28 protein-coding genes are annotated in these 25,484 nt (G+C 70.2%); 10 read left to right on the forward strand and 18 right to left on the reverse strand.

Features of this window, described 5'->3' with window-relative positions; all coding sequences use genetic code 11:
* The first annotated feature begins 237 nt into the window (after positions 1–237).
* Complete coding sequence (locus AC07Q9_RS24230; RefSeq protein ID WP_489058225.1) at positions 238–561, forward strand: LysR family transcriptional regulator; 324 nt, start codon at positions 238–240, stop codon at positions 559–561.
* 15 nt (positions 562–576) lie between these two features.
* On the opposite strand, the gene AC07Q9_RS24235 is transcribed toward AC07Q9_RS24230, so the two are convergent.
* The 9 genes from AC07Q9_RS24235 to AC07Q9_RS24275 all read right to left on the reverse strand — a co-directional run bounded on the left by AC07Q9_RS24235 (position 577) and on the right by AC07Q9_RS24275 (position 8,109).
* Complete coding sequence (locus AC07Q9_RS24235; protein ID WP_495302848.1) at positions 577–1,362, reverse strand: amino acid ABC transporter ATP-binding protein; 786 nt, start codon at positions 1,360–1,362, stop codon at positions 577–579.
* Positions 1,346–1,999, reverse strand: a complete 654-nt coding sequence (locus AC07Q9_RS24240; RefSeq protein ID WP_095746234.1) for an amino acid ABC transporter permease — start codon at positions 1,997–1,999, stop codon at positions 1,346–1,348. The genes AC07Q9_RS24235 and AC07Q9_RS24240 overlap by 17 nt, the downstream gene beginning before the upstream one ends.
* An 18-nt stretch (positions 2,000–2,017) precedes the next feature.
* The gene (locus AC07Q9_RS24245) at positions 2,018–2,680 is read right to left on the reverse strand and encodes an amino acid ABC transporter permease (RefSeq protein WP_062475944.1); all 663 of its coding nucleotides are present in this window, start codon (positions 2,678–2,680) and stop codon (positions 2,018–2,020) included.
* A 15-nt stretch (positions 2,681–2,695) separates the two neighbouring features.
* Positions 2,696–3,493: a transporter substrate-binding domain-containing protein gene (locus tag AC07Q9_RS24250; protein ID WP_495312049.1), complete on the reverse strand. Its 798-nt coding sequence runs from the start codon at positions 3,491–3,493 to the stop codon at positions 2,696–2,698.
* Positions 3,490–4,248, reverse strand: a complete 759-nt coding sequence (locus AC07Q9_RS24255; RefSeq protein ID WP_495312050.1) for a GntR family transcriptional regulator — start codon at positions 4,246–4,248, stop codon at positions 3,490–3,492. Before AC07Q9_RS24255 ends, AC07Q9_RS24250 begins: the two co-directional genes overlap by 4 nt.
* Before the next feature lie 88 nt (positions 4,249–4,336).
* Positions 4,337–5,674: an MFS transporter gene (locus AC07Q9_RS24260; RefSeq protein ID WP_495312051.1), complete on the reverse strand. Its 1,338-nt coding sequence runs from the start codon at positions 5,672–5,674 to the stop codon at positions 4,337–4,339.
* A gap of 46 nt (positions 5,675–5,720) precedes the next feature.
* The gene (locus AC07Q9_RS24265; protein WP_495312052.1) at positions 5,721–6,794 is read right to left on the reverse strand and encodes an MBL fold metallo-hydrolase; all 1,074 of its coding nucleotides are present in this window, start codon (positions 6,792–6,794) and stop codon (positions 5,721–5,723) included.
* A gap of 44 nt (positions 6,795–6,838) precedes the next feature.
* A complete protein-coding gene (locus tag AC07Q9_RS24270; RefSeq protein WP_495312053.1) occupies positions 6,839–7,612 on the reverse strand; it encodes an SDR family NAD(P)-dependent oxidoreductase in 774 nt (257 codons plus the stop codon).
* Positions 7,609–8,109, reverse strand: coding sequence for an ester cyclase (locus tag AC07Q9_RS24275; protein WP_223301409.1), 501 nt, complete (start codon positions 8,107–8,109; stop codon positions 7,609–7,611). Before AC07Q9_RS24275 ends, AC07Q9_RS24270 begins: the two co-directional genes overlap by 4 nt.
* Before the next feature lie 142 nt (positions 8,110–8,251).
* Between AC07Q9_RS24275 and AC07Q9_RS24280 the strand changes: the two genes are divergently transcribed.
* A complete protein-coding gene (locus tag AC07Q9_RS24280) occupies positions 8,252–8,980 on the forward strand; it encodes a Crp/Fnr family transcriptional regulator (RefSeq protein ID WP_489058232.1) in 729 nt (242 codons plus the stop codon).
* Positions 8,981–9,005: 25 nt separating this feature from the next.
* On the opposite strand, the gene AC07Q9_RS24285 is transcribed toward AC07Q9_RS24280, so the two are convergent.
* Together AC07Q9_RS24285 and AC07Q9_RS24290 are read right to left on the reverse strand one after the other, a co-directional pair.
* Positions 9,006–9,446 (reverse strand): OsmC family protein, encoded by a 441-nt coding sequence (locus tag AC07Q9_RS24285; RefSeq protein ID WP_489058233.1) that lies wholly within the window; start codon positions 9,444–9,446, stop codon positions 9,006–9,008.
* Between the two features lie 106 nt (positions 9,447–9,552).
* Positions 9,553–10,113: a CHRD domain-containing protein gene (locus AC07Q9_RS24290; protein ID WP_495312054.1), complete on the reverse strand. Its 561-nt coding sequence runs from the start codon at positions 10,111–10,113 to the stop codon at positions 9,553–9,555.
* A gap of 206 nt (positions 10,114–10,319) precedes the next feature.
* Here AC07Q9_RS24290 and AC07Q9_RS24295 point away from each other — a divergent pair, with 206 nt between their 5' ends.
* Complete coding sequence (locus tag AC07Q9_RS24295; RefSeq protein ID WP_495312055.1) at positions 10,320–12,017, forward strand: long-chain fatty acid--CoA ligase; 1,698 nt, start codon at positions 10,320–10,322, stop codon at positions 12,015–12,017.
* 22 nt (positions 12,018–12,039) lie between these two features.
* Here the strand turns inward: AC07Q9_RS24295 and AC07Q9_RS24300 are convergent, their stop codons facing one another.
* Positions 12,040–12,945: an AraC family transcriptional regulator gene (locus AC07Q9_RS24300; protein ID WP_495312056.1), complete on the reverse strand. Its 906-nt coding sequence runs from the start codon at positions 12,943–12,945 to the stop codon at positions 12,040–12,042.
* Between the two features lie 102 nt (positions 12,946–13,047).
* On the opposite strand from AC07Q9_RS24300, the gene AC07Q9_RS24305 reads away from it, so the two are divergent.
* From AC07Q9_RS24305 to AC07Q9_RS24335, 7 genes are all read left to right on the forward strand, one after another.
* A complete protein-coding gene (locus AC07Q9_RS24305; protein ID WP_495312057.1) occupies positions 13,048–13,797 on the forward strand; it encodes an SDR family oxidoreductase in 750 nt (249 codons plus the stop codon).
* 113 nt (positions 13,798–13,910) lie between these two features.
* Complete coding sequence (locus AC07Q9_RS24310) at positions 13,911–14,414, forward strand: sigma-70 family RNA polymerase sigma factor (RefSeq protein WP_070062515.1); 504 nt, start codon at positions 13,911–13,913, stop codon at positions 14,412–14,414.
* On the forward strand, positions 14,411–15,457 hold the full coding sequence (locus AC07Q9_RS24315) for a FecR domain-containing protein (protein WP_495312058.1): 1,047 nt from the start codon (positions 14,411–14,413) through the stop codon (positions 15,455–15,457). The genes AC07Q9_RS24310 and AC07Q9_RS24315 overlap by 4 nt, the downstream gene beginning before the upstream one ends.
* 70 nt (positions 15,458–15,527) lie before the next feature.
* Positions 15,528–18,008 (forward strand): ferric-rhodotorulic acid/ferric-coprogen receptor FhuE, encoded by a 2,481-nt coding sequence (fhuE, locus tag AC07Q9_RS24320; protein WP_495312059.1) that lies wholly within the window; start codon positions 15,528–15,530, stop codon positions 18,006–18,008.
* Positions 18,009–18,099: 91 nt separating this feature from the next.
* Positions 18,100–18,402, forward strand: coding sequence for a DUF3649 domain-containing protein (locus AC07Q9_RS24325; RefSeq protein ID WP_095948980.1), 303 nt, complete (start codon positions 18,100–18,102; stop codon positions 18,400–18,402).
* A complete protein-coding gene (locus AC07Q9_RS24330; RefSeq protein ID WP_495312060.1) occupies positions 18,399–20,018 on the forward strand; it encodes a PepSY-associated TM helix domain-containing protein in 1,620 nt (539 codons plus the stop codon). Before AC07Q9_RS24325 ends, AC07Q9_RS24330 begins: the two co-directional genes overlap by 4 nt.
* Positions 20,015–20,377: a DUF3325 domain-containing protein gene (locus AC07Q9_RS24335; protein WP_354343715.1), complete on the forward strand. Its 363-nt coding sequence runs from the start codon at positions 20,015–20,017 to the stop codon at positions 20,375–20,377. The genes AC07Q9_RS24330 and AC07Q9_RS24335 overlap by 4 nt, the downstream gene beginning before the upstream one ends.
* 2 nt (positions 20,378–20,379) lie before the next feature.
* Here the strand turns inward: AC07Q9_RS24335 and AC07Q9_RS24340 are convergent, their stop codons facing one another.
* The 6 genes from AC07Q9_RS24340 to AC07Q9_RS24365 all read right to left on the reverse strand — a co-directional run bounded on the left by AC07Q9_RS24340 (position 20,380) and on the right by AC07Q9_RS24365 (position 25,362).
* Positions 20,380–21,369, reverse strand: coding sequence for a Bug family tripartite tricarboxylate transporter substrate binding protein (locus tag AC07Q9_RS24340; RefSeq protein WP_495312061.1), 990 nt, complete (start codon positions 21,367–21,369; stop codon positions 20,380–20,382).
* A gap of 62 nt (positions 21,370–21,431) precedes the next feature.
* Entirely contained in the window at positions 21,432–21,788 is a 357-nt protein-coding gene (locus AC07Q9_RS24345; protein WP_495312062.1) for a cupin domain-containing protein, read from the reverse strand.
* A 20-nt stretch (positions 21,789–21,808) separates the two neighbouring features.
* Positions 21,809–22,804: a quinone oxidoreductase family protein gene (locus AC07Q9_RS24350; protein ID WP_495312063.1), complete on the reverse strand. Its 996-nt coding sequence runs from the start codon at positions 22,802–22,804 to the stop codon at positions 21,809–21,811.
* Positions 22,801–23,709, reverse strand: a complete 909-nt coding sequence (locus AC07Q9_RS24355; protein ID WP_495312064.1) for a beta-keto acid cleavage family enzyme — start codon at positions 23,707–23,709, stop codon at positions 22,801–22,803. Before AC07Q9_RS24355 ends, AC07Q9_RS24350 begins: the two co-directional genes overlap by 4 nt.
* The gene (locus tag AC07Q9_RS24360; protein ID WP_095746212.1) at positions 23,706–24,473 is read right to left on the reverse strand and encodes an SDR family NAD(P)-dependent oxidoreductase; all 768 of its coding nucleotides are present in this window, start codon (positions 24,471–24,473) and stop codon (positions 23,706–23,708) included. The genes AC07Q9_RS24355 and AC07Q9_RS24360 overlap by 4 nt, the downstream gene beginning before the upstream one ends.
* Before the next feature lie 22 nt (positions 24,474–24,495).
* Entirely contained in the window at positions 24,496–25,362 is an 867-nt protein-coding gene (locus tag AC07Q9_RS24365; RefSeq protein ID WP_495312065.1) for a dioxygenase family protein, read from the reverse strand.
* Positions 25,363–25,484 lie beyond the last annotated feature (122 nt).

Below are 25,484 nucleotides of genomic sequence, written 5' to 3' on the forward strand. Positions count from 1 at the left end.
GTCGGGTAATTCAAGGATTTGATGAGAAGGAATCACCTCTGTTGAATTGATGGGATCCGTGGTTGTGCATCCGTAGTCATGGGAATTCATGCAATGAGAATTCCCCGTTGCGTGGCCTTCTCGCCATTCGATGCGATTGAATTGCTTTGAAAGAAGGCAGACATGAAGCAGAAGAGCGAACAGGCCGCGGTGTACCCCTGCACGTCCACAACAGCCCCCGGCTGAGAGGTGGCAGCGGTGTTGCGCATCACCTTCCGGCAGCTGGAGGCCTTTCACTGGGCCGCGACATTGGGCTCCGTCAACGCGGCGGCCCGCCACCTCTTCGTCAGCCAACCCGCCATCACGGCCCGCGTGAGGGAGCTCGAAGGCATCCTCGGGCACGCGCTGTTCGCGCGCAGCCAGCAGGGCGTGCAGCTGACCGCGGCCGGCTGCGAACTGTTCCAGCAGGTGCAGGTCGTGTTGCAGGCCGGCGAAGAGGTCGAGCGGCGCGGCGGGCGGCCGCTGCCGCCGCAGGCCGCCGGCCTGCTGTGTGGCATCGACGAATCGCAGCAGCGCCTGTAGCCCGCCAGGGCCGGGTCAGTCGTGCAGCGACGACAGGAACTGCTTCAGCTCCGGCGTCTGCGGCGCGCCGAAGAGTTCCGCCGGCGGGCCCATCTCGTGCACGCGGCCCTGGTGCATGAAGATCACGCGGTCGCTGACCTTGCGCGCAAAGCTCATCTCGTGCGTGACCATCAACAGCGTCATGCCTTCGTCGGCCAGCGACTCCACCACGCGCAGCACCTCGCCCACCAGCTCGGGGTCGAGCGCCGAGGTGATCTCGTCGCACAGCAGCACGGCCGGCTCCATCGCGAGCGCGCGGGCGATGGCCACGCGCTGCTGCTGGCCGCCCGACAGCTGCTCGGGCATCGCATCGAACTTCTCGGCCAGGCCCACGCGCTCGAGCAGCTTGCGCGCCTGAGAGGCGGCTTCCGCCTGCGATCGCTTCTTCACCAGCGTGGGCGCCAGCATCACGTTCTTGCCGACCGTGAGGTGCGGGAACAGGTTGAAGCCCTGGAAGATCATGCCCACGCGCTGGCGCAGCGTGCGCATGGCCATCGCGCTCTCGTGCAAGAGCGGCTTGCCGTCGACCGTGAGCGCACCTTCCTGGAACACCTCGAGCCCGTTGATGCAGCGCAGCAGCGTGCTCTTGCCCGAGCCGCTCTTGCCGATGATGGCGATCACCTCGCCGCGCTTCACGTCCAGGTCGATGCCCTTGAGCACCTCGTTCGTGCCGTAGGACTTGCGCAGCGCCGTGATGCGCACGATGGGCGCGGCGAACGATGCGGTTTCGGGTTGTGTTTGGGGTTCAAGCACGGCGGCCATGGGTCTTCCTCTCGAGGGTCTTGGCGTACAGGCTCACGGGGAAGCACAGCACGAAGTAAAGCAGGGCGACGCAGCTGAACACCACGAAGGGCTGGAAGGTGGCGTTCGAAATCATGCTGCCGGCCTTGGTGAGTTCGACGAACCCGATCACCGACGCCAGCGCCGTGCCCTTGATCACCTGCACCAGGAAGCCGACCGTCGGCGCGATGGCGATCTTCACGGCCTGCGGCAGGATGACGTGGCGCATCTGCTCGCCGAAGCTCAGCGCCAGGCTGCCCGAGGCCTCCCACTGGCCCTTCGGGATCGAGGCCACGCAGCCGCGCCAGATCTCGGTGAGAAAGGCGCTGGTGTACAGCGTGAGCGCCACGCTCGCGGCGGTCCACGCCGACACGTCGATGCCGAACAGCGCAATGCCGAAATAGGCGAGAAACAGCTGCATCAGCAGCGGCGTGCCCTGGAACAGCTGCACGTACAGGCCCACGGCCCGCTGCGCCGCCTTGCCGCCGCGCAGCCGCGCGAACAGCAGCAGCGCGCCCACGATCCCGCCGCCGACGAAGGCGATGAGCGAGAGCACGACGGTCCAGCGCAGCGCCATCAGCAGGTTGCGCAGGATGTCCCACAAGGAAAAATCGACCATGGTGCAAGGGCCTCGCGGTCAGCGGCCGAAGAAGAAGCGCGGCCCCGCCCACTGGAGCAGGCGGCGCAGCGCCACGGCCAGCGCCAGGTAGATGAGCGTGGCGACGATGAAGGATTCGAAGGCGCGGAAGTTGCGGCTCTGGATCAGGTTGGCCGCGTAGCTCAGCTCTTCGGTCGAGATCTGCCCGCACACCGCCGAGCCCAGCATCACGATGACGATCTGGCTCACCATCGCGGGCCACACCTTCTTGAGCGCCGGCGGCAGCACCACGCGCAGGAACACCTGCGCCTTGCTGAGCGCCAGGCTCACGGCGGCTTCGATCTGCCCCTTGGGCGTGGCCTCGATGCCGGCGCGGATGATCTCGGTGGAGTACGCGCCCAGGTTCATCACCATCGCGATCACCGACGCCACCTCGGGCGAGAGCTTCACGCCCGCCGCCGGCAGCCCGAAGAAGATGAAGAACAGCTGCACGATGAAGGGCGTGTTGCGGATCAGCTCCACGTACGCGCCCACGAGCGCGCGCAACCACGCCGGCCCGCCCGAACGGGCCCACGCGCACAGCGTGCCCACGGCCAGGCCGAGCACGGTGCCGACGGCCGTGAGGCCCAGCGTCCATGCCACGCCGCGCAGCAGCAGCGGCCACTCGGCGAGCACCGCGCCGAAGTCGAATTCAATGCCCATGGCCGCGCCCTTCGATCAGACCGGCAGGTCGCCGGCGGCCTTGCCGAGCCACTTCTTGGACATCGCGTCGAGCGTGCCGTCCTTCTTGGCGGCGGCAATGATCTCGTTGACCCGGGTCTTCAATGCGGTCTCGCCCTTCGCAATGCCGATGAAGCAGGGGCTGTCTTTGAGCAGCAGCTTGTACTCGGCACTCACCTTCGGGTTCTTCGCGAGCATGTCGCCGGCCACCGCCGCGCTGGTGGCGAGGGTCTGCGTCTGGCCGGCCACGAAGGCCGCGATCGTTGCGTTGTTGTCCTCGAAGCGGCGGTAGTCGACGTTCGGCGGCGCCACCTTGTTCAGTTCCTGATCTTCCATGGCGCCGCGCGTCACGGCGACGGTCTTGCCGGCCATGTCGGCGAAGCTGGTGAGCTTCATGCTCTTGGCCGCATACACGGCCTGGAAGAAGGGCGCATAGGCCGCGCTGAAGTCGATCACCTTCTCGCGCTCGACGTTCTTGCCGAGCGTGGAGATCACGAGGTCGGCCTTGCGCGTCTGCAGATAGGGAATGCGGTTGGCGCTGGTCACCGGCACCAGCTCGACCTTCACGCCGAGCTTGGCGGCGACGAGCTGCGCCATCTCGACGTCCAGGCCCTGCGGCTGCATGTTGCGGTCGACCGAGCCGTACGGCGGGTAGTCGGTGGGCACGGCGATCTTGATGGTCTTGGCCTTGAGCACGTTGTCGAGCGCGTTCTGCGCCTGGGCGGCGCCGGCGGCGGCCAGCAGGGTGACGCTGGCCAGCGCGAGGGCAAGACGGCGGGAGGCGAAAGAGGTCATAGCAGGGCTCCTAGGTAGGTCGATGAATCGGTGGTGGCGTCGTCGGCGGGCGCGGCCTTGCGGCGGCGCTTCGGCGTGGGGGTGTTGTTCAGCGGTGCCAGCGCATCGCGCAGCTGCGCGAGCGGGTCGGCGGGCGCCTGCACGCGCAGCGCCGACTGCACCGTGCCGATGTGCGCGGCCATCAGCGCCTCGGCGGCGGCGTGGTCGCCGCGCTCCAGCGCCGCAACGATCTGCACGTGGTCTTCGCAGGACTGCACGGCGTCGTGCGTGCTCTGGTAGAGCATGGCGATCAGCGTGGTGCGCGCGGTGAAGTCGCGCAGCGTGTCGGCCAGCAGCGTGTTGCCCAGGCACTCGGCCAGGCACACATGGAAGTCGCCCAAGAGGAAGCTGCGGTGGCCGACGTCGCTCTCTTTCAGTGCGGCCTTTTCACGCTGCAGGTGCGCCTTCAATTGGCGCAGAGCATTCTTGTCGATCTTGTCCGTGCTGCGGATGAGCCCGAGCTCGATCACGCGCCGTGCCTCGAAGGCCTCGCGCGCCTCGTCCTGCGAGGGCTCGATGACGAACCAGCCGCGCCGCGCGCTCACCGTGACGATGCCGCGCGCGGCCAGCCGCGTGAGCGCCTCGCGCACGATGGTGCGGCTGCAATCGAACAGCATCGCCAGCGGCTGCTCGCCCAGGCGCGCGCCGGGCGCGAGCTTCTGCGCCATCACCGCTTCGACGATGCGTGCACTGATTTCGGATGCGGAGATGGCCATGGGCCTGCATATCAGCAGCTTCCGTGCCAACTGGTATGCAAGCCGTGTGCACCGAAATGGGCCGGCCGTGGTGCGCCGACGGTGCGCGCTACCGCTGGCCGAGCGCGCTGCGGGGCAGGGCCAGCAGCATGAGCAGCGCCGACAGCACCAGCGCGCCGCTCAGCACATACAGGCTGGCCGTGAAGCCGCCCGTGAGCGTCTTGAGCGCGCCGACCATCATCGGCGCCACCAGCCCCGCGCTGCCGCCGATGGTGCTGATGAGCGCAATGCCCGCCGCCGCCGCGCTCTTCGACATGAAGCTGCCGGGAATCGCCCACAGCACGGTGAAGGCGCTCGAGATGCCCATCGACGCCAGCGCCAGGCACAGCACGGCGGCGATGGGGCTCTGCATGAAGAGCGTGGTCAGCGCCAGCCCGGCCGCGCCCGCGAACGCGCCCAGCGCGAAGTGCCAGCGGCGCTCCTGGTGCCGGTCGGAGTGGCGCCCCACGACGATGTTGGCCGCGATGCCCGCAACGGCGGGAATCACCGAATAGAAGCCGATCTGCAGCACGCTGAGCCCCATCGACTTCAGGATCGTCGGCTGCCAGAACGACAGCGCATAGATGCCCAGGATGATCAGGAAGGACATGAAGCCGATCAGCCACACGCGCCCGTCGCGCATCGCCGCGCCGAAGGTGTGGCGCCCGGCGCCGCCGTGCGCGGCCTGGTCCTCGGCCAGCAGGTGGGCCACGCGCTGCTTTTCGGCCGCCGAAAGCCACGGCGCCTGCGCCGGGCTGTTCGACAGCGTGCGAAAGGCGATGACGCCCAGCAGCACGCTCGGCAGCCCTTCGAGCAGGAACAGCCACTGCCAGCCGCGCAGCGCCAGCACGCCGTCCAGGTAGGTCATCGTGAGCCCGGCGATCGGCCCCGCGACGATGGGCGCCGCGCCGAAGGCCATGAAGAAGAGCGCGGTCGCCTGCGCGCGGCGGCGCGAGGGAAACCACAGCGTCAGGTAGAACAGCACGCCCGGTGCGAAGCCGGCCTCGAACACGCCGATGAGAAAGCGCAGCACGTAGAACTGCGTGGGCGTGGTGGCGAACATCATCGCCGCCGAGGCCAGGCCCCACAGGCCCATGATGCGCAGCAGCGTGGCGCGCACGCCGATCTTCGCGAGCATCAGGTTGCTCGGGATCTCGAACACCGCGTAGCCCAGGAAGAAGATGCCGGCGCCCAGGCCGAACACCGCGTCGCTGAAGCCCAGCTGGTCCTTCATCTGCAGCTGCGCGTAGCCGACGTTGGTGCGGTCCAGGTAGTTCAGCACGTAGCAGGCGCACAGCAGCGGCATCAGCCGCCAGGTGATCTTGCGAAAGAGCGCGGCGTCGTCGCGCGCATCGGCCGAGGCCGGTGCGTGCGCGCCAGCGGCGGCATCGAGGGTGGCGGTGTTCATCGGGGTGTCTCCTTCTCTTTCTTGCTGTTGTGCGCGTGTTGGCAGGTCAGGCCCGCACGAGCGCGCCGAAGCTGGTTTCGCCCCACAGGTGGCTCGTGGGCGCGCCCGGAAACAGCCAGTGCGGCGAGCACTCGGCCGACGGCACGACGTTGCTGAAGCCGTGCAGCGCCGAGGTGCCCGCGAGCGTCTTCTCGAGCACCATCGACAGGTACTGGTCGTTGCTGCTTTCCTGCGTGTTGCCGTTGAGGATCACCTCGGCGCCCGTGGCCTGCGCATAGCGGCGGATGCCGTTGTGGCGCGACTGCAGCGGCGCCCAGCTGTCGGCCGACACGCCGTTCTCGCTGCTCACGCGCAGGCCGTCGCCCGTGCGGTACACCAGCGAGTGGTTGCCTTCGGTGTGCCCCGGCGTGTGCACCAGCGCGACACCGGGCCCGAGCTGCAGGCTGCCGTCGAAGGCGACGACGCGCTCGGCCGGTACCCCGTCCAGGCCGTGCGGGCAGTACCACTCGGCCTGCACCGGCAGCAGGCCCTGCACGTTCGCGAGTTCCTGGCGGTGCACCAGCAGCTTCGCGTTCGGCAGCAGGCCCGGCGCGTTGGCGCTGCCGAGCCAGCGGCGCACGTCCTGCGTGTGCAGGTGGTCGTAGGTGATGTGGTCGATCTGTTCGGGCGCCACGCCGCAGCCGGCGAGTGCCTGCAGCACGGTCTGGTAGACCGGCGCGATGGCCTTGTGCAGGAACTTCGGTGTCTGGTCGCTCAGGCGCTTGAAGTAGGGCGTTGCGTTGCCGGCCTCGAAGTCGGCCGGCGTGAAGAGCAGCGTGCGCAGCCGGCCTTCGAAGTCGTCGTACTGGACGAGCACGGTGCGCGCCAGCAGATGCACCATGTGCGGCTTGAGCAGCTGCTGCGAGTACACGCCGGTGAAGGCGAACCACGCGGGGTAGGGAATGCGCAGCAGGTTGAAGCTGCGCGCGAAGTGAACGGGCGGTGCGTCGAGCAGCCGCTCGCGCAGGGCTTCGGCACCGCGGCGGATGGCGCGCAGGCGGTCCTGCGGCATGGCGACGTCGCGCGTGCCGTCGAGCTCGGTGATCTGCGCGAAGCCGGTGGGGTCGGGGTCTCGGGTCATGGTCGTCTCCTGTGTCTGGATGCGTGGGCTGCCTGGTGCGTCGCTCAGTACATCGAGCGCCCCCCGGAGATATCGAACACCGCCCCGGTGCTGAACGAGCACTCGTCCGACGCCAGCCACGCAGCCATCGCCGCCACCTCGTCGACCTCGACAAAGCGCCCCATCGGCACGCGCGAGAGCAGGGCGGTGCGCAGCTGCTCGCGGTGCTCGGCGGGCACGTCCGCGAAGACGGCCGTGTCGGCCGCCGACGGCGTGATGCAGTTCACCAGCACGCCCGACGAGGCCAGCTCCTTGCCGAGCGACTTGGTCAGCGCGATGAGCCCGGCCTTCGAGGCCGAGTAGGCGGCGTTGAAGCCATTGCCTTCCTTGCCCGCGACCGAGGCGATGTTGACGATGCGCCCGCGCCGCTGCGCCAGCATCAGCGGCGCGAGGGCGCGGCAGCACAGCCAGGCCCCCGTGAGGTTGATGTCGAGCACGTGGCGCCATTGCGCGGGCGTGTGCTCCCACGCGGGCACCGTCGGCCCCAGCACGCCCGCGTTGTTGACGAGGACGTCGACGCGGCCGAAGCGCTCCTGCGACTGCGAAGCCGCGCGAGCGATCTGGTCTTCGTCGCGCACATCCACCAATGCAGTGACCACGGTGCCCAGCGGTGCCAGTTGTCGTTCCGCCTCCGCCAGTGTCGCGGCCTCGACGTCCCACAGCGCGACGCTCGCGCCGTTCGCGAGGCAGCGCCGCGCGATGGCCAGGCCGATGCCGCGCGCGCCGCCGGTCACGATCGCATGGCGCCCTTCGAGCGCCCGGGCGAGCGTGTCGGTCATGCCGTGGCGGCCTCGGCCCGCGGGGCGGTTTGGCCGAGCAGTCCGGCGACCAGCCCGCCCACCATCTCCGGGGGCACGCCCACGAGCAGCTGGCGCAGCATCGTCAGCGTGTCGAAGTACACGCGCTCGCACACCAGCCGGTCGCCCTCGAAGATGAAGAAGGCGTTCATGCGGCAGCGAAAGCTGTTGCCCGTGGGCGGCAGGCCCTTGAGCGGGCCGCGGTGCGTGCCGAGCAGCCAGAACTCCACGATCACCGAGTCGTCGGCATGGCGCAGCTGGATGATCTCGTGGCGCTGGTCGGGGAAGGCGCGGCGCGTGTCGGTGTAGTACTGGCGCACGTCGGCGATGCCGTCGTGCACCTCGCCGCTGGGAATCAGCTCGTAGTGCGGGTGCGGGAAGGTGCCCAGCACCGCGTCGAAGTCCTGGCGGGTCTCGTCGGCGAAATGGTCGAGCACGAGGCGCTCGCGGCGGGCTTGCAGGTCGGTCAGTGTGGTCATCGGGGTGTGCTCCATGCGACAGGGGTGACAGGGGACATCGGGTTGCCGCGAATGCGTCGACCCGGGGGGCCTGCGTACTATCGACAGCCCCTCGAACCCAGACTGTCCGGTGTTGGCAATCGAGGCCCCGGACAAACCCGCGATGCCACGCTCTTCCCCTTCTTCCAGCGCCAGCCCCGCCGAGCCGGACGCGCAGCCTTCGCCGGTGCACAACAGCGACATGCGGCTGGCCGACGATGTGCAGCAGCGCCTGCTCGCGGTGGCGCACCGGCGCACGCTGGTGCGCGGCGAATCGCTGTTCCACAAGGGCTCGTCGCCCGACGCGCTGTTCGGCGTGGTCAGCGGCTCGTTGCGCGTGAGCGTGGTGGCGTCGGGCGGGCGCGAGGCGGTGATCGCGATGCTCGAGCCGGGCCACTGGTTCGGCGAGGTCTCGCTGCTGGTGGGGCGCGAGCGCGTCTACGACACCTGCGCCGTCGACACCACCGAGATGGCGGTGGTCGCGGCGGCCGACTTCCACCGGCTGGTGGCCGACCATCCCGACGTGCACATGGCCTTCACCCGGCTCGTGTGCCTGCGGCTGCGCCAGGCGCTGGCCTGGATCGACGACGTGATCCTGATGCCGCTGCCCGTGCGGCTGGCGCACCGGCTGCTCACGCTGGACGCGCGCGCGATCGCGCCGGCGCAGGACGGCGGCGGCACGCTGCTGGGCGTGTCGCAGGAAGACCTGTCGTTCATGCTCGGCGTGTCGCGCCAGAGCGTGAACCGGCAGCTCAAGCTGTGGGAAGAAGACGGCACGCTGCGCGTGCGCTACCGCAGCATCGAGCTGCTCGACCGCGCGCAGCTGGAGCGGCACGCGGCCACGCCGCGCTGAGCGCGGCGCGCACGCTCGTCGGCGATCAGCCGGCCAGCGTCGCCTTCAACGTGATTTCGGGCACGCTCGCCAGCGCCTTCGACAGCGGGCAGCCGGCCTTGGCGGCGGCGGCGATTTCCTGGAACTTCGCTTCGTCGAGGTTGGGCACGGCCGCGTCCAGTTCGAGCTGGATGCGGTCGATCTTGAAACCGGCGCCGTCCTTGGCCAGCCGCACGGCGGCCTTGGTGTCGATGCGCGTCGCGGTCAGGCCCGCCGCTTCCAGCGCGAAGGCGAAGGCCATCGTCAGGCAGGCCGCATGGGCCGCGCCGACGATTTCCTCGGGGTTGGTGCCGCGCTTGTCGTCTTCGAAGCGGCTGGCGAAGCCGTAGGGGTAGTCCTTGAGGGCGCCGGTCTCGGTGCTGACCAGGCCCTTGCCGGTCTTGCCGGCGCCTTCCCAGTGAACGCTTGCGTGCTTGTCTGCTGCCATGGCTATTCCTTCAGTCGGGGTGGGGGTTGCTCGGAGGGAGAACCGCAGGTATCGCCCCGAAAGTCGCCGCTGTCTGTAGTCGCAGGGCGCATCGCACGCGGCGACGTCAGCCGCCGTGCACGCCCCAGGTGCTGCGCTTGAGCTGGCCCCGGACCTCGCCGCCCGGCCAGGCCTGTGTCGATACGCTGACATACCAGAGGCCCGCCATCAGGTCGGCCATCTGCGCGGGCGTCAGCCGGCTCGTGCCGGTGCGCTCGTAGCCGGTGCCGGTGCCGTCGTTGCGCGGCTCCCCCTCGCTGGGCAGCGGCAGCTGGATCGCCAGCGGGCCGTTGTTGCCCGTGGCGGCGGGGCCGTAGAAGCCGACGATCGTCGCCGGCCCGCTCAGGCGTGCGGCGTTCACGCGCCATTCGAACAGCCCGGTGGCCAGCGTCAGGGTGCCGGCCGCCGAGCCGCCGGCCTTGCTCTTGTGCGGCGGGACCACGTCCTCGGTCCCGAGCCAGCAGTCGGCCACGAACCATGTCGGCGGCTCCTTGGACGGCGAGTCCGTCACGGGGGCCGACATGCCGAACCGGGGGACCCGCGAGCAGCCCGCCGCGGCCAGGGCGGCCAGTGCGGCACTGAACAGGGCGATGCGTCGGCGCAAGGTGGGGCGGGCGGGATCGGGCATGGCAGGCAGGCACAGGTGAAGCGGAGCCCGCACGATAGCCGACGCGCCTGTGCCTACCCGACGTACGAAGAATGGGCGTCGCCAAGGTGACGCCCCGGGGGCTTCCCCGATGGGAGCGGCGGCCGGTGCGGCTTAGGCTGGCGCATTGCGCCTTTGTCGCACCGCTTTCCTTCCCCTCTCCTTCCTCCTTCGCCTGTTCACAGACCATGCAACCACGCCCGCATTACAAGTTCTGGCCCAAGCGCCTCCCGCATTCGATCACCGTCCCCGCGACCTCGCTGTGGCACAACCTGGCCACCTCGGCGGCGCGCTACCCCGACAAGGCCGCGCTGGTCTTCTTCGGCCGCGTGCTGAGCTACCGCGACGTGGCCGACCAGGTGGAGCGGCTGGCCGGCACGCTGCATGCGCTGGGCGTGCAGCGCGGCGACCGCGTGGTGCTGAACATGCAGAACTGCCCGCAGCTGGTGATCGCGCATTTCGCGATCCTGCGCGCCAATGCCGTCGTGGTGCCGGTCAACCCGATGAACCGGGCCGAAGAGCTCAAGCACTACATCACGGACCCCGACGCCAAGGTGGCGATCACCACCGGCGACCTCGCGGCCGAGCTGGCCAAGGCCAGCGACGCACTGCCGCCCGAGCAGCGCCTGTCGCACCTCATCGTGAGCCAGTTCACCGACGCCTTCGATGCGAACGTGACCGGCGACGACGCCCCCGCGCCGGCCTGGGCCGACTGGCTCGGCACCCGCCACCCGCTGCCCGCGCTGGCCGGCGGGCAGGTCATGGCGTGGACCGACGCGCTCGCGGCCGGCCACGCGGCCCCCGCGCATGTGGTGGGCGCCAACGACATGGCGCTGCTGCCCTACACCAGCGGCACCACCGGCCTGCCCAAGGGCTGCGTGCACCACCATTCGAGCCTCATGCACAACGCGATGGCGGGCCAGCTCTGGGGCCAGGCGACGTCGGAGGCGGTGGTGCTGGCCGTGGTGCCGATGTTCCACATCACCGGCGTGGTGAGCATGATGCACACCTCGATCCTCGCGGCGGCCACGCTGGTCATCATGCCGCGCTGGGACCGCGACGTGGCGGGCCGGCTCATCTCGCGCTGGAAGGTCACGAGCTGGACCAACATCCCGACCATGGTCATCGACCTCATGGCCAGCCCCAACTTCGCGAGCTACGACCTCACGAGCATGACCCACATCGGCGGCGGCGGCGCCGCCATGCCGCAGGCCGTGGCGCAGCGCCTGTTCGAGCAGTACGGCCTGAAGTACCAGGAAGGCTACGGCCTCACCGAGACCGCCGCGCCTTCGCACACCAACCCCTCGGACCACCCCAAGCAGCAGTGCCTGGGCATTCCGTTCATGAGCACCGACGCGCGCGTGGTCGACCCCGACACGCTGCAGGAGATGCCCATCGGCGAGTCGGGCGAGATCATCATCCACGGCCCCGAGGTGTTCCAGGGCTACTGGAAGCGCCCCGACGCCACGAAGGCCGCCTTCGTCGAGTTCGAGGGCAAGCGCTTCTTCCGCTCGGGCGACATGGGCCGCATGGACGAGGAGGGCTACTTCTTCATCACCGACCGCTTGAAACGCATGATCAACGCGAGCGGCTTCAAGGTGTGGCCGGCCGAGGTCGAGCTGCTGATGTTCCGCCACCCCGCGATCCAGGAAGCTTGCGTCATCTCGACCAAGGACGACTACCGCGGCGAATCGGTCAAGGCCGTGGTGGTGCTGCGCGCCACGCACAAGGACACGACCGAGCAGCAGATCATCGACTGGTGCCGCGAGAACATGGCGGTCTACAAGATTCCGCGCAAGGTGGAGTTCGTCGATGCGCTGCCCAAGAGCGGCAGCGGCAAGGTGATGTGGCGCTTGCTGCAGGAGAAGGAAGGCACGGCGGCCTGATCGCCGCCTGCGCCGCTGTGGGCTACAGCTGGCGCGCGTAGCGCCCCGGCGCCTGGCCCACATGGCGGCTGAACGCCGTGCTGAAGGTGCTGGCCGAGCTGTAGCCGACGCGCGCGGCCACCTCCGCCGGCGCGCAGCCGCCGCGGCGCAGCAGGTCCTTGGCGAGCGCCATGCGCCACGCCAGCAGGTACTCCATCGGCGGCACGCCCACGGCGCGCGAGAAGCGCTCGAAGAAGGCCGAGCGCGAGAGCGCGGCCTTGCCGGCGAGTTCTTCCACCGTCCATGAACGTGCGGGGTCCGCGTGCATGTGCCGCACGGCGGCGGCCAGCCGGCTGTCCGCCAGCGCGCGCAGCAGCCCCGGCGGCGCGCCTTCGCCGGGCGCCGAGCGCAGCGCCTCGATCAGCAGCACCTCGACCAGCCGCCCGAGCACGAGGTCGCGCCCCGGCCGCTGCGCCAGGGACTCTTCGCGCACGAGCTGCACCAGCAGCGACAGCCGCGCGACGCTGCGCATGTGCAGCACCGAGGGCAGCAGCGACACCATCAGGGCCGCGTCCGGCGAATCGAAGGCGAAGTAGCCGCCGAGCATGCGCACCTCGGGCGGACCGTTCCGGTCGCCGTGGCGGACCTCGTTGTGTGCGTCCTCGCGCGCCGCCTGTTCATGCGAATCGAGAAACACCGGCGGCGCCGGCGTGCGCCCCGACAGCGTGAAGCCGGGCGTGGCCGGCATGAGCAGGAAGTCGCCGGCGGCCAGCGCCAGCGGCGGCTGGCCGTCGACCGCGAGGATGCACTCGCCCTCGAGCATGGTGCAGAAGCTGGGCTGGCCGAAGGCCGTGTAGCGCACGGCCCAGGCGCCGGCGCCCGCGATCACCTTGGAATACACGGCGCGCGGGCGAAGCAGCGCGATGACTTCGGCCAGGGGATCGGCCATGGCTGGACTCCTGCAAAAGAAATGGCGACGTTCGATGGTAGCAAGTCCGGCCGGTTGTCCCTATCGTTGGGGCTCTTCATCACCCACCACCAAGGAACCCCATTGAAAACCGCACTGATCACCGGCTGCTCCTCCGGCTACGGCCTGGCCACCGCGCGCCACTTCCACGCCCGGGGCTGGCGCGTCGTCGCCACCATGCGCACGCCGCGCGACGACCTCTTTCCCGACGCGCCGAACCTGCGCGTGCTGCCGCTCGACGTGACGCAACCCGACAGCATCGCCGCCGCCATCGAGAACGCGGGCCCGATCGACGTGCTCGTGAACAACGCCGGCGTCGGTCTCTTCGGCGCCTTCGAGGCCACGCCCATGGCCACCGTGCGCGAGGTGTTCGAGACCAACACCTTCGGCATGATGGCCATGGCGCAGGCCGTGCTGCCGCAGTTCCGGGCGCGGCGCTCGGGGGTGCTGGTCAACGTCACCTCGACCGTCACGCTCGCGCCGATGCCGCTGGTGGCCGCGTACACCGCGAGCAAGACGGCGATCGAGGGCTTCACCGCCTCGCTCGCCTTCGAGCTGGCGTCGTTCAACGTGCGCGTGAAGCTGGTCGAGCCGGGCTACGGCCCCGGCACGCGGTTCACCGAGAACGGGGCGCAGCGCATGCAGGGCCTGATCCCGTCGGACTACGCAGCGCTGGCGCAGGGCGTCTTCGCGGCGCTGGGCAACCCCACGGCCGTGACCACGGCGGCCGACGTGGCCGAGGCCGTCTGGCGCGCCGCGAACGACTCGGATGCGACGCTGCGCTATCCGGCGGGCGCGGACGCGGTAGCGCTCGCGGCAGCCCGGCCGGCCTGAGCCACGCTGTCCGCAGTGCGAACAGGACGGGCAGGGCGGTACTGCAGCCTTTTTGCTTAAAATGAGAATAATTCTTATTTGTAGGCGGAGCCCCCGCCGCCGTGCCGCCCGCCATGTCCGCTGCCGAAGCCGCCTTCCAGCAAGTCCACACCCTCTACAGCGACCACCACGGCTGGCTGCAGTCGTGGCTGCGCAAGAAGCTCGGCAATTCGTGCGACGCGGCCGACCTCGCGCAGGACACCTTCGCGCGGCTGCTGACGGCGCGCAACCCCGAGGTCATCGTGCAGCCGCGCGCCTACCTCACGAGCGTGGCCAAGAACATCCTCGTGAACTGGTACCAGCGCCAGGCGCTGGAGCGGGCCTACCTCGAGGCGCTGGCCGTCATGCCCGAGCCCGAGGCGCCGTCGCCCGAGCAGCGGCTGGTGATTTTGCAGACGCTGCACGAGATCGACGCGATGCTCGACGCCCTCAAGCCGCTCGCACGACGTGCCTTCCTGCTGTCGCAGCTCGACGGCATGAAGTACGAGGACATCGCGCGCGAGCTGGGCGTGTCGCTGGTCACGGTCAAGCGCTACATGCAGCAGGGCTTTCGGGGGTGCCTGGCGGTGATGGCATGAGCGCGATGAATTTCGAGACATCGACGCTCGCCCCGCGCGTGCTCGACGAAGCCGCCGAATGGCTGATGCGGCTGCACGACAGCGCCGTCACCGACGAAGACCGCCGCGCCTGCGAGCGTTGGCGCCAGAGCCACCCCGACCACGCCCGCGCCTGGGCGCGCGCCGAGCAGTTGATGAACAAGCTCGGCGGCCTGCCGCCGGCGCTGGCCATGTCGTCGCTCGCACGGCCCGTGCGCGGCAACGCGAACAACCGCCGCGCCACCCTCGGCCGGCTGGCCGCGCTGCTCGCGGCTGTGCCCGCCGGCTGGCTCGGCTGGCAGGCGGTCGAGACGGCGGGCGAGCGCGGCTGGATGGCCGGGCACCGCACCGCCACCGGCGAGCGCCGCGAACTGCGGCTGGCCGACGGCAGCCGCCTCACGCTCAACACCGCCAGCGCGGTCGATGTGCACTTCGACGGCACGCAGCGCCGCGTGGTGCTGCAGGCGGGCGAGATCTTCATCGCCACCGCGCCCGACCCCGCCGCCGCGCATCGGCCGTTCCGCGTGGCCAGCGCCGGCGGCACGCTGGAGGCCCTGGGCACGCGCTTCAGCGTGCGCAAGGAGGCGGGCGGCGCCACCCACATCGCCGTGCTCGAAGGCGCGGTGCGCATCACGCCCGAGCGCGCCGCCGCGCGCGTGCTGCCGGCCGGGCAGCAGGCCCGCTTCACGGCCGACGGCATCGACGACTTCCGTCCGGCAGACGCCTCGGTGCTGGCGTGGACCCAAGGCATGCTGCTGGCCGACGGCATGCGGCTGGCCGACTTCGCCGCCGAGCTGTCGCGCTACCGCCCCGGCCTGCTGCAGTGCGACGCGGCGGTGGCCGAGCTGCGTGTCTCGGGCGCCTTTCCGCTGGCCGACACCGACGGCGTGCTGCGCATGCTGGTGTCGACCTACCCGGTGGATGCGGCCACGCGCCTGCGCGGCTACTGGGTCACGCTCGTGCCGCGCGCGGCACCCGAAGAGCGCGCGACGGGCGCTTCGAAAAATATATCGATCCGGGGGTGAGACTTTTTTTCGTTTCGGCTGGCAAGGAGGGTGAAGAACCCACCGTTGCCCAACCGAAAGGCCCGTCTCCATGTCCGCATCCCGCCCGTCCGCCCTGCGCCCGTTCGCAGAGCGCCGCCTGAACACCGTCCTTCGCCATGCCCTGATGGCGCTTGCCCTCGGCGGCCTGGCCGGCGCGGGAGGGCCGGCCTTCGCGCAGGCGTCATCGTCATCGCTCGACGCCGCCGTGTCCCGCGCCTACGACATTCCCGCCGGCCCGCTGGGCCGCACGCTCGCCACCTTCGCGGCGGGCAACGGCATCGCGCTGTCGTTCGACCCCGCGCTCACGCAGGGGCGCAGCAGCCCCGCCGTGGCGGGCCGCTACACCGCGCGCGAAGCCATCGAGCGCCTGCTCGCGGGCAGCGGCCTGCAGGTGGTGGCGCGCACCGACGGCAGCTACACGCTGCACCGCCGCGAGGCCGGCACGCCCGCCGCAGGGGCCGGCGGCATCGACACGCTCTCGCCCGTCACCGTCACGGCCGAGGCCGACCGCAGCGGCACCACCGAAGGCACCGGCGCCTACACCACGCGCGCCACGGCGGCGGCCACCGGGCTCGCGCTCTCGCCGCGCGAGACGCCGCAGTCGGTCACCGTCATCACGCGCCAGCAGATCGAGGACCAGAACCTGCTGTCGCTCGGCCAGGCCATGCAGAGCGTGCCTGGCGTGTTCTCGGTGAGCTCCGACAGCGACCGCACCGACCTGTACGCGCGCGGCTTCTACATCGACAACTACCAGTACGACGGCGTGCCGACCACCGTCACCACCGACTTCTTCGGCGCCTCCACCAACGACCCGGTGCTGTACGACCGCATCGAGGTCGTGCGCGGCTCGACCGGGCTGCTCACCGGCGCGGGCAACCCCTCGGCCTCGGTGAACCTGGTGCGCAAGCACGCCGACAGCAAGGTGTTCGCCGGCAACGCGTCGCTTGCGCTGGGTTCGTGGAACCTGCGCCGCGGCACGGTCGACCTGCAGACGCCCGTCACCAAAGACGGCCGCGTGCGCGCCCGCCTCATCGGCATGACGGAAGACCGCGACTCCTTCATCGACATGTACCACGGCCGCAAGCACGTGCTGTACGGCGTGGTCGATGCCGATCTGTCGCCGAACACCACGCTGAGCGTGGGCATCGAGTCGCAGGCCACGCGGCCCACCTCGTCGACCTGGGGCGGCCTGCCGCTGACCTTCGGCGACGGCACGGCCACGCGCTGGGACCGCTCCAAGACCCTCGGCACGCCGTGGACCCACTGGGACACGACCACCACCACCGCCTTCGCGAACCTCACGCACCAGTTCGACAACGGCTGGAAACTCAAGGCCAACGGCTCGCACCGGCAGAGCAGGCAGAACGCCAAGCTGCTGTACCTGTACGGCGACCTCGACCGCCTCACCGGCACCGGCCTGGGCTCGCTGCCGGGCTACTTCGAACACCAGTTCCGCCAGAACAGCCTCGACCTGCAGGCCACCGGCCCCTTCACGCTGCTGGGCCGCACGCACGAACTCGTGGTGGGCGTCAGCAACAGCCAGTCGCGCTACGTGGAGGCGAGCCATCCGCGCACCAGCCCGCAGCCCGACACCGGCAACTTCTACGACTGGAACGCCGCGTCGTACCCCGAGCCGGGCTGGGACCCGCTGAAGGTCTCGGCCATCACCAAGACGCGTCAGACCGGCACCTACGGCGCCGCGCGCCTGTCGCTGGCCGATTCGCTCAAGCTCATCGTGGGCGGGCGCCAGAACAGCTGGCGCTCCACGCGCCTGACCGCCGACGCACCGGCCACGCGCAAGCACGAGGTGTTCACGCCCTACGCGGGCCTGGTGTACGACCTGAGCGAGAACTACTCGGTGTACGCGAGCTACACCGACATCTTCCAGCCGCAGAACTACCGCGACGCCAGTGGTTCGTACCTCGACCCGGTGACCGGCAAGAGCTACGAGATCGGCCTCAAGGGCGAGCACCTGAACGGCAAGCTCAACACCTCCATCGCCGTCTTCCGCGCCGAGCAGGAGAACGTGGCGCAGCGCGACGGCACGAAGCTCGTGCCCAACTCGAGTGAAGGCGCCTACTACGGCGCGCGCGGCGTGACCAGCAAGGGCATCGAGCTGCAGGTGTCGGGCGAACTGGCCCCGGGCTGGCAGCTCAACGCGGGCATCGCGCGCACGCTGGGCCGCGAAGGCAACGGCAACCGCATCAACACCGCCATGCCGACCACGCAGGCCACGCTGTTCACCACCTACCGGCTGCCCGGCGCGTGGCACCGGCTCACGCTGGGCGGCGGCGTCAACTGGCAGAACCGCACCTCCTACGCGTACAGCGTGGGCGACGTCGACCTGCGCTACCAGCAGGGCTCGCGCGCGGTCGTGAGCCTGATGGCGCGCTACGCCTTCACGCCCAAGCTGGCGCTGCAGCTGAACATCGAGAACCTCTTCGACAAGAAGTACTACAGCAACATCGACGGGCAGGCCTACTTCGGCACGCCGCGCAACGCGGTGGCGACGCTGAGCTACGCGTTCTGACCGGAAAAGAGCGGGGGGCATGACCCTTTTTTCGTTCTCGTTTGTCATGTAGGGGAGGGGCGCATGTCCGCGCCCCGTTTTCCGGTCCCCGATGAACACCCGCACCTCCTCCTTTTCTCCCGCCCTGCGGCTGCTGTCCCGCGTCGCAGCCGCCGTGTTCGGCGGCTACGCGCTGGCCTCGGCCGCCGCCGTCTTCCTGGCCGCCGTGCTGCCGGCCGGCCCTGCCGAGGCCGCGCTCGGGGGCATGCAGTTCAGCTTCGCGGTCTACACCGTCGCCGTGATCTGGGCGTTCGCGCCCGTGTCGCTGCCGCGCGCCTGGGCCGGCCTGCTGCTGCCCGCCGTGGTGCTGGCCGGGCTCGGCCTGGCCTTGCGCGGCGCGGGAGGCGGCGCATGAGCACGAAGAAAGCCAAGGCGCTCTCGCAAGGGGGCTTTCGCCAGGCCCAGGCCTGGCTGCACACCTGGTGCGGCCTGTGGTTCTCGTGGCTGCTGTTCGCGGTATTCCTCACCGGCACGCTGGCCGTGTTCGACGAGCCCATCACCCACTGGATGACGCCGGAGCACCACGCCGAGGAGGCCGCCGCCGCAGCCAGGAAGGGCGAACCCACGGCCGACCGCGCGCAGCGCCTGGCCTGGGGCATGGCCTACATGGCCGAGCACCACGCGGGCGCCTCGATGTGGGAGCTGTGGCCTTCGGATGCGCAGGGCGGCGGCGAGCTGCGCGTGTTCTGGTTCGACGCCAACCGGCAGTACGCGGGCATCGCACTCGACCCCGCCACCGGCAAGCCGTTGACGGAGGAGGGCGGCCACGCGGCGCGCGCCACGCTCGGTGGCCACCACTTCGTCGACTTCCACTACGAGCTGCATGCCGGCACCGTCGGCCTGTGGATCGTCGGCATCGCCGCGATGGCGATGCTGGTGGCGCTGGTGTCGGGCGTCATCACGCACAAGCGCATCTTCAAGGACTTCTTCACCTTCCGGCCCAAGAAAGGCCAGCGCAGCTGGCTCGACGCGCACAACGCCGTGGCGGTGTTGACGCTGCCCTTCCAGTTCATGATCGCCTACACCGGCCTCGTGATCTCGGGCACCAGCTTCATGCCGGCCCCCAAGGCGCTGCACTACGGCACGGGCGAGGCGGCGCAGGTGCGCTTCGTGTCCGAGCTGGGCGACGGCGACAAGCCCGCCGCCACCGGCCGCGCCATGCCCGTGCCCGTGCTCGAACCCTTCGCGGCGCGCGGCCAGGAGCGCATGGGCCAGCCCGTGCGCGCGGTCGTCATCGACCACCCGGGCGACGCGGGCGCGCGCATCGGCGTGTACGGATGGAACGGCGATGACGAATCCGCGCGCCGGCTCAGCGCCACCACCGGCATGGTGCAGTTCTCGGCCGCCAGCGGCCAGGTGCAGCGCGTGCGCCTGCCGGGCGCCGCGGACGGCGGCGCGGCCATGCTCGCGCAGTCGGCCATGGGCGGGCTGCACATGGTCACCTTCGGCGGCTGGCCGATGAAGTGGCTCTACTTCCTGTGCGGGCTCGCGGGCACCGCGATGATGGGTTCGGGCGCCGTGCTGTTCATCGTGAAGCGCCGACAGAAGCACCTGGGCGAGTTCGGCGGCGCGACGGCGCGGGTCTACCGGCTGGTCGAGGCGCTGAACGTCGCGGCCATCGCCGGCCTGGCCATCGCCTGCGTGGGCTACCTGTGGGCCAACCGGCTGGTGCCGGTCGGCATCGGGCACCGCGCGGACCGCGAACTGCAGGTCTTCTTCGCGCTGTGGGCGCTGGCGCTGGTGCATGCCTTCGTGCGTTCGCCGGCACGCGCGTGGCGCGAGCAGCTCGGCGCGCTGGCCGCGCTGTGCCTGCTGTTGCCGGTGCTCAACTTCGTGACCACGGGCGATCACCTGCTGGCGCAGTTGCTGCGCAGTGATTGGGAAAGCCTCGGCGTCGAACTGGGCGTGGTGGCCTTCGGCCCAGCGGCGCTGGGCGCGCTGCGTCATCTGCTGCGGAAGGTGGCGCGATGACGACGGCATGGGCTTCGTTGCTTGGCCTGGCGCTGGCGTATGCGGGCATGTCGTGCCTGAGCTTTGCCATGGACCGGCACCACGAGCAGCTGACGCGCGGACGCGAAGTGCCCGCGCGCCGGCGCACGGGCTTGCGCGTGATCGGCATGGTGCTGCTGGCTGCGGCCATCGTGCCATGCGTGATGGCCTGGGGCCCCACGGTCGGGACGGTCGCGTGGCTGGGCTTCCTGTCGGCGGGTGCGTTGCCGGTGGCCTTGCTGTTGCCGTACCGCCCACGCGCCGTGGCGTGGGGCGCCGGTGCTGCCGCCGTGGCCGGTGGTGCGGGGCTTGCGCCGGTGCTGGCGGCGCTGCTGCGCTGAGGTCAGTCCACCTTGATGGCCGCGGCCTTGACCACCTGCTGCGCCTTCGCGGTCTCGTCGGCGATGAATTTGTTGAACTGCGCGGAGGGCATGGTGAAGGGTTCGGCGCCGAGCTTCTCCAGCCGCTCCTTCAGCTCGGGCGCGACCATGATCTTCGCGACCTCGGCCTGCAGCCGTTCCACCACGGGCTGCGGCGTTTTTGCGGGCGCGAACAGGCCGACCCAGAACAGGTAGGCCGAGCCCGGCACGCCGGCCTCCACGGTGGTGGGTGCGTCGGGCAGGGCGGACGAGCGGCCGGCGGTGCCCACGGCCAGCGCCTTGAGCTTGCCGCTCTTGATCAGCGGCAGCGCCGACACCATCGGCGCGAAGAACCAGTCGACGCGCCCGGCCATCACCTCGGTCATGGCCTCGGGCGTGCCGCGAAAGGGCACGTGCTGCGCATCGACGCTGGCTGCGAGGCGGAACACCTCGGCATTCATGTGCGTGGCCGAGCCGTTGCCCGCGGAGCCGTAGTTCAGTCCGCCGGGCTTGGCCTTCGCCTTGGCCACGAGGTCTTTCACGTCGGTGAAATGCGAGGGCGAGGTCACCAGCACGTTGGGCAGGCTGGCCATGGGCGTCACGCCCGTGAAGTCCTTCAGCGTGTCGTACGAAAGGCCCTTGTAGATCCACGGGTTCACGAGGTGGCCGGCCGAATGCACCAGCAGCGTGTAGCCGTCGGCCGGCGCCTTGGCGGCGATGGCCGCGCCCAGCGTGCCGCCCGCGCCGGGGCGGTTGTCCACGATCACGCTGGTGCCCAGCGCGGGCCCGAGCTTCTCGGCGACCAGGCGCGCGACGATGTCGGTGCCGCTGCCCGCCGTGAAGGGCACGACCAGCTTGATGGGCTGCGTGCCCGGCCACGCGCCTTGTGCATGCGCGCCGCCGAGCGTGCAGGCCGCCAGCGCCGCGGCGACCGTGAGCGCCTGTCGGCGGCTCCAGGGGAATGTCTTTTTCATGCGTCTTGTCTCCGTTGATTTGTTGGTGCGAGCGATGAATGACTGGCTGGGAAAGGAGGGCGTCAGGCGGGCGGTGCGTTCGCCATCACCAGCGCCACCAGCACCGGGCGGTTGCTGCGGTTCTCGAGCTGGCGCTTCTCGCCGGGCGCGAAGCGGCAGCTGTCGTAGGGCTGGAGCACGTCTTCCTGGTGCGCGCCGTCGAGCTCGCCGACGACGTGCAGCTCACCCTCGAGCACGAGGTAGAGTTTTTCCATCGGCGAACCGTCCAGCCCGGTGCGACCGCCGGGCAGGATCTGGCTCATGCCCATCCACATCTGCGTCGAGGGGCCGGCTTCCTTGCCTTGCAGGCGCAGGCAGCGCATGTCGAAGTGGTTGGGCGCCTCGTAGTGCGGCGCCTCGCTGAAACGGGTCACATGCATGGTGAATGTCCTGGTGGGGGTCAGGGGCGCAGCACGACGCGGTCGGTGCTGCCAGACAGCACGAGCCGGTAGGCGTCGATCGCTTCGTCGAGCGCGAAGTGGCGTGCCACGGGAAAGGGTCTCAGCGTGCCGCGCTCGAAGCCCTCGCGCATCGCGTCGAGTTGCGCGGTGGAGGCCACGCAGTCCATCGCCAGCGAGTCGATGCCCACGTAGGTGTGCATGCCGCGGTAGAACGCGAAGATGTCGAAGGGCACCGCGCGGTCGTGCGTGGCGATGAAGATCTGCGTGGCCCCCTTGGCCATCGCCTTGTTGGCGGCCTCGAAGTAGGCGCTGCCCACGGTGTTGTAGACGATGTGGGCGCCGCGTCCGTCGGTGAGCTCGCGCACCTGCGCGCCCACGTCGGCGTGGTGGCGCGCATCGACCACGTCGACCGGCGCGCTCGCGAACCCCGCGAAGGGCCCGGGGCCGCGCTGCACCGCGATCACGCGCGCGCCGGCCTGCGCGGCCAGCTGCACCGCTGCCTGCCCGACCTTGCCGTTGGCGCCCAGCACCAGCACCGTCTGGCCCGCCTGCGGCATGCCGCAGCGCCGGAAGCCCTCGTAGGCCGTGACGAAGGGCACGCCCACCGCGCCGGCCTCGTCCATCGAGATGCCCTTCGGCTTGGCGCGCAGGGCCGCCTCGGGCAGCACGAGGTAGCGCGCATGCGAGCCGTCGCGCGTGATGCCCACGTCGCCGCCCGAGCCGTAGACCTCGCGGCCGATCCATTCCGAAGGGCCGCTCACGACGGTGCCCGCGAAGTCGCGCCCCGGCGTGCGCGGCCAGACGGCCTGCGGCATGAGGCCCAGCGCGGCCTTCACGTCGCTCGGGTTCACGGCGGCGGCCATCACGCGCACCACGGCATGGCCGGGTGGCGCCACGGGTTCGGGTTGCGGCGCAGCCTCCAGGTGCAGCGCCTCGAGGTTGGCGGCCTTGCCGTTCACGCGCAGTGCGCGCGGTTCATGAAGGAGGGCGCTCATCGTGCGGCTCCCTGAACGGTGCGGGTGTCGGCCAGCCCCAGCATCGCGCGGGCCTCGCGCGGGTTGGCGACCTCGCCGCCCAGGCTGCGCAGGATGTCGCGCGCCTTCGCCACGAGCTGCGCGTTGCTCTGGGCCAGCACGCCTTTCTCGAGGTAGATGTTGTCTTCCATGCCCACGCGCACGTGGCCGCCCAGCAGCCACGACTGCGCGACGATCGGGAACTCCGTGCGGCCGATGCCGAAGGCGCTCCAGAAGGCGCCGCGCGGCAGCAGGTTGCGCGCATAGAGCAGCGTCTCGGGCGTGGGCGCGAAGCCGTACTTCACGCCGAGCACGAAGGTCCACATCGCGGGCCCGTCGAGCGTGCCGTCGGCGATGAGGTCCAGCGCCAGGTGGATGTCGCCCGAGTCGAAGATCTCCAGCTCGGGCTTCACGCCGGCCTCGCGCATCACCTTCGCCATGCGGCGCACGTTCTTCGGTGTGTTGATCACCACGTCGGGGCCGGAGTTCATGGTGTTGAGGTCGAGCGAGCACACGTCGGGCCGGATCAGCGCGATGTGCTCCACGCGCTTCTCGGGCGGCAGCAGCGTGGTGCCGGGCGCGGCGATCTTCGGATCGTCCTCGCTCGGAATGAAGCGCCCGCCCGGCCCGGTCGTGAGGTTCACGATCAGCTCGCGGTTCTCGCGGCGGATGCGATCGACCACCTCGCGGTACAGCTCGACCTCCATCGAGGGCTTGCCCGTCTCGGGGTGGCGCACGTGGATGTGCACCTGCGCCGCGCCGGCCTCGGCGGCGGCCAGGCATTCGTCGGCGATCTGCACCGGCGTGATCGGCAGGTGCGGCGTCTGCTCGGGCTTCACGAGGTTGCCCGTGACGGCGCAGGTGATGAGCGTCTTGGCGTTGTTCACAGGTGGCGCCCTCCGTCGACCACGATGCGCGTGCCGGTGACGAAGCGCAGCGTGGTGGCGAGTGCTTCCACGGTGGCCGCCACGTCGTCGGGCTTGCCGATGCGCCCCAGCGGCGTGGTGCTGGCCATCTTGTCGGCGAACTCGGCGCCGCGCCCGGGCACGAAGCCCGACTCGACCGCGCCCGGCGACACCGACACCACGCGCACCGCCGGCGCCAGCGCCTTGGCCAGCGCGTCGCCCACCACGTCGAGCCCGGCCTTGGCCGCGACATACGCGAGGTTGCTTCCCACGCCCGTGAAGCCGGCGATGGACGAGATGTTGACCACCAGCCCGTCGCCGGTGGCCTTGAGCATCGGCGCGAAGGCGCGGATGGTGGCGAACACGCCGCGGAAGTTGGCGCGCAGCAGGTCGTCGATGAGTTCGTCGGTCAGCGCGTCGAGGTCGCCGGCCGGCACGGGCTGCGTGTGGCCCGCGCTGTTGACCAGGATGTCGCAGCGCCCGTGCGCGGCCTTCACTTCCGCGGCGGCGGCCTGCAGGCTCGGCGTGTCGACGATGTCGGCGCGGATCGCGCCGTGGCGCTGGCCGCTGTCCGAGGGCAGGGCGGCGGCGCGCGCGGCGGCGTTGTCGTCGCCACCGCGGTGCAGCAGCACGCAGGTGGCGCCCAGCGCGGCCAGCCGCGTGGCCGTGGCGTAGCCGATGGCGCCAAGGCCGCCGGTGATGACGGCGATCTTGCCGTGGAGTCGGGATTGGGGATCGAAGCTCATGGGATGAAGGGAAGTTGCGGAATCAGGGGATCGGTGGGCGGGGGAACTTCATTTCTCCCGGCTCGAGCTGGAAGTCGTACTGCAGCGTGGCGCTGCGACCGTCGGGCGCGAGCGCGAAGCGGCCGATGAGCTGGCGCGTCACGCCGAAGGTCGGGTCGCTCTCCAGGTTCTCGTCGTCGTCGGCGAACACCTGCGTGACCAGCACCTTGTGGCCCGGCTTGCTCAGCATGAAGTGCAGGTGCGCGGGCCGGTTCGGGTGGCGGTGGTGTGGGCGGAGCAGCACGCCGCAGGGCCCGTCGGTGGGCACCGGGTAGCCGGCGGGGCGCACGCTGCGGAAATGAAAGCGGCCTTGCGCGTCGGTGGTGAAACGCCCGCGCAGGTTCATGTCGTCCTGTTCCGGGTCCTGGTTCTCGTAGAGCCCGACCGGCGAGGCCTGCCACACGTCGACCGTGACGCCGGCCATCGGCTGCCCGCCCACATCGCGCACCGTGCCCGTCACCGCCAGCGGCGTGCCCGGCGTGCCCGAGCGCGCGATGCTCTCGCCCGCCGCGCAGGCCGGCGAGTTGGCGCGCCAGAAGGGGCCGAGCAGCGCGGCCGGCGATTCGCCGTGCGGGTCCTGGTTGTTCTGCAGCGCCACCACCGTGGACAAGCCCAGGATGTCGGCCGCCAGCACCACCTCGTTCTTGGTTTCGCCCGTGGCGTGGCCGATGGCGACGATGAATTCGAGCGCCTGCTCGAACTCCTCCTCGGTCAGCTTCACCTCCTGGACGAAGGCATGCAGGTGGCGCGTGAGCGCGTCCATCACGGTGCGCAGGCGCGGGTCGGGGGTGTGTTGCATGGCGTCGAGCGCAAAGCCGAGCACCGAATCGGGGGAGGTGGCGATGTTCATCTGCAATCCTTGCAATCGTTTGCATGATCTTAAGACAGATTTCGGAAAAGTAAAATGATGGGTATCCGGGATGCCAGAATGGGAATTCGCCAACCATGGCGCACCGGATGACCAACAATCGT

Source organism: Variovorax sp. GW821-FHT09A10, assembly GCF_059418385.1.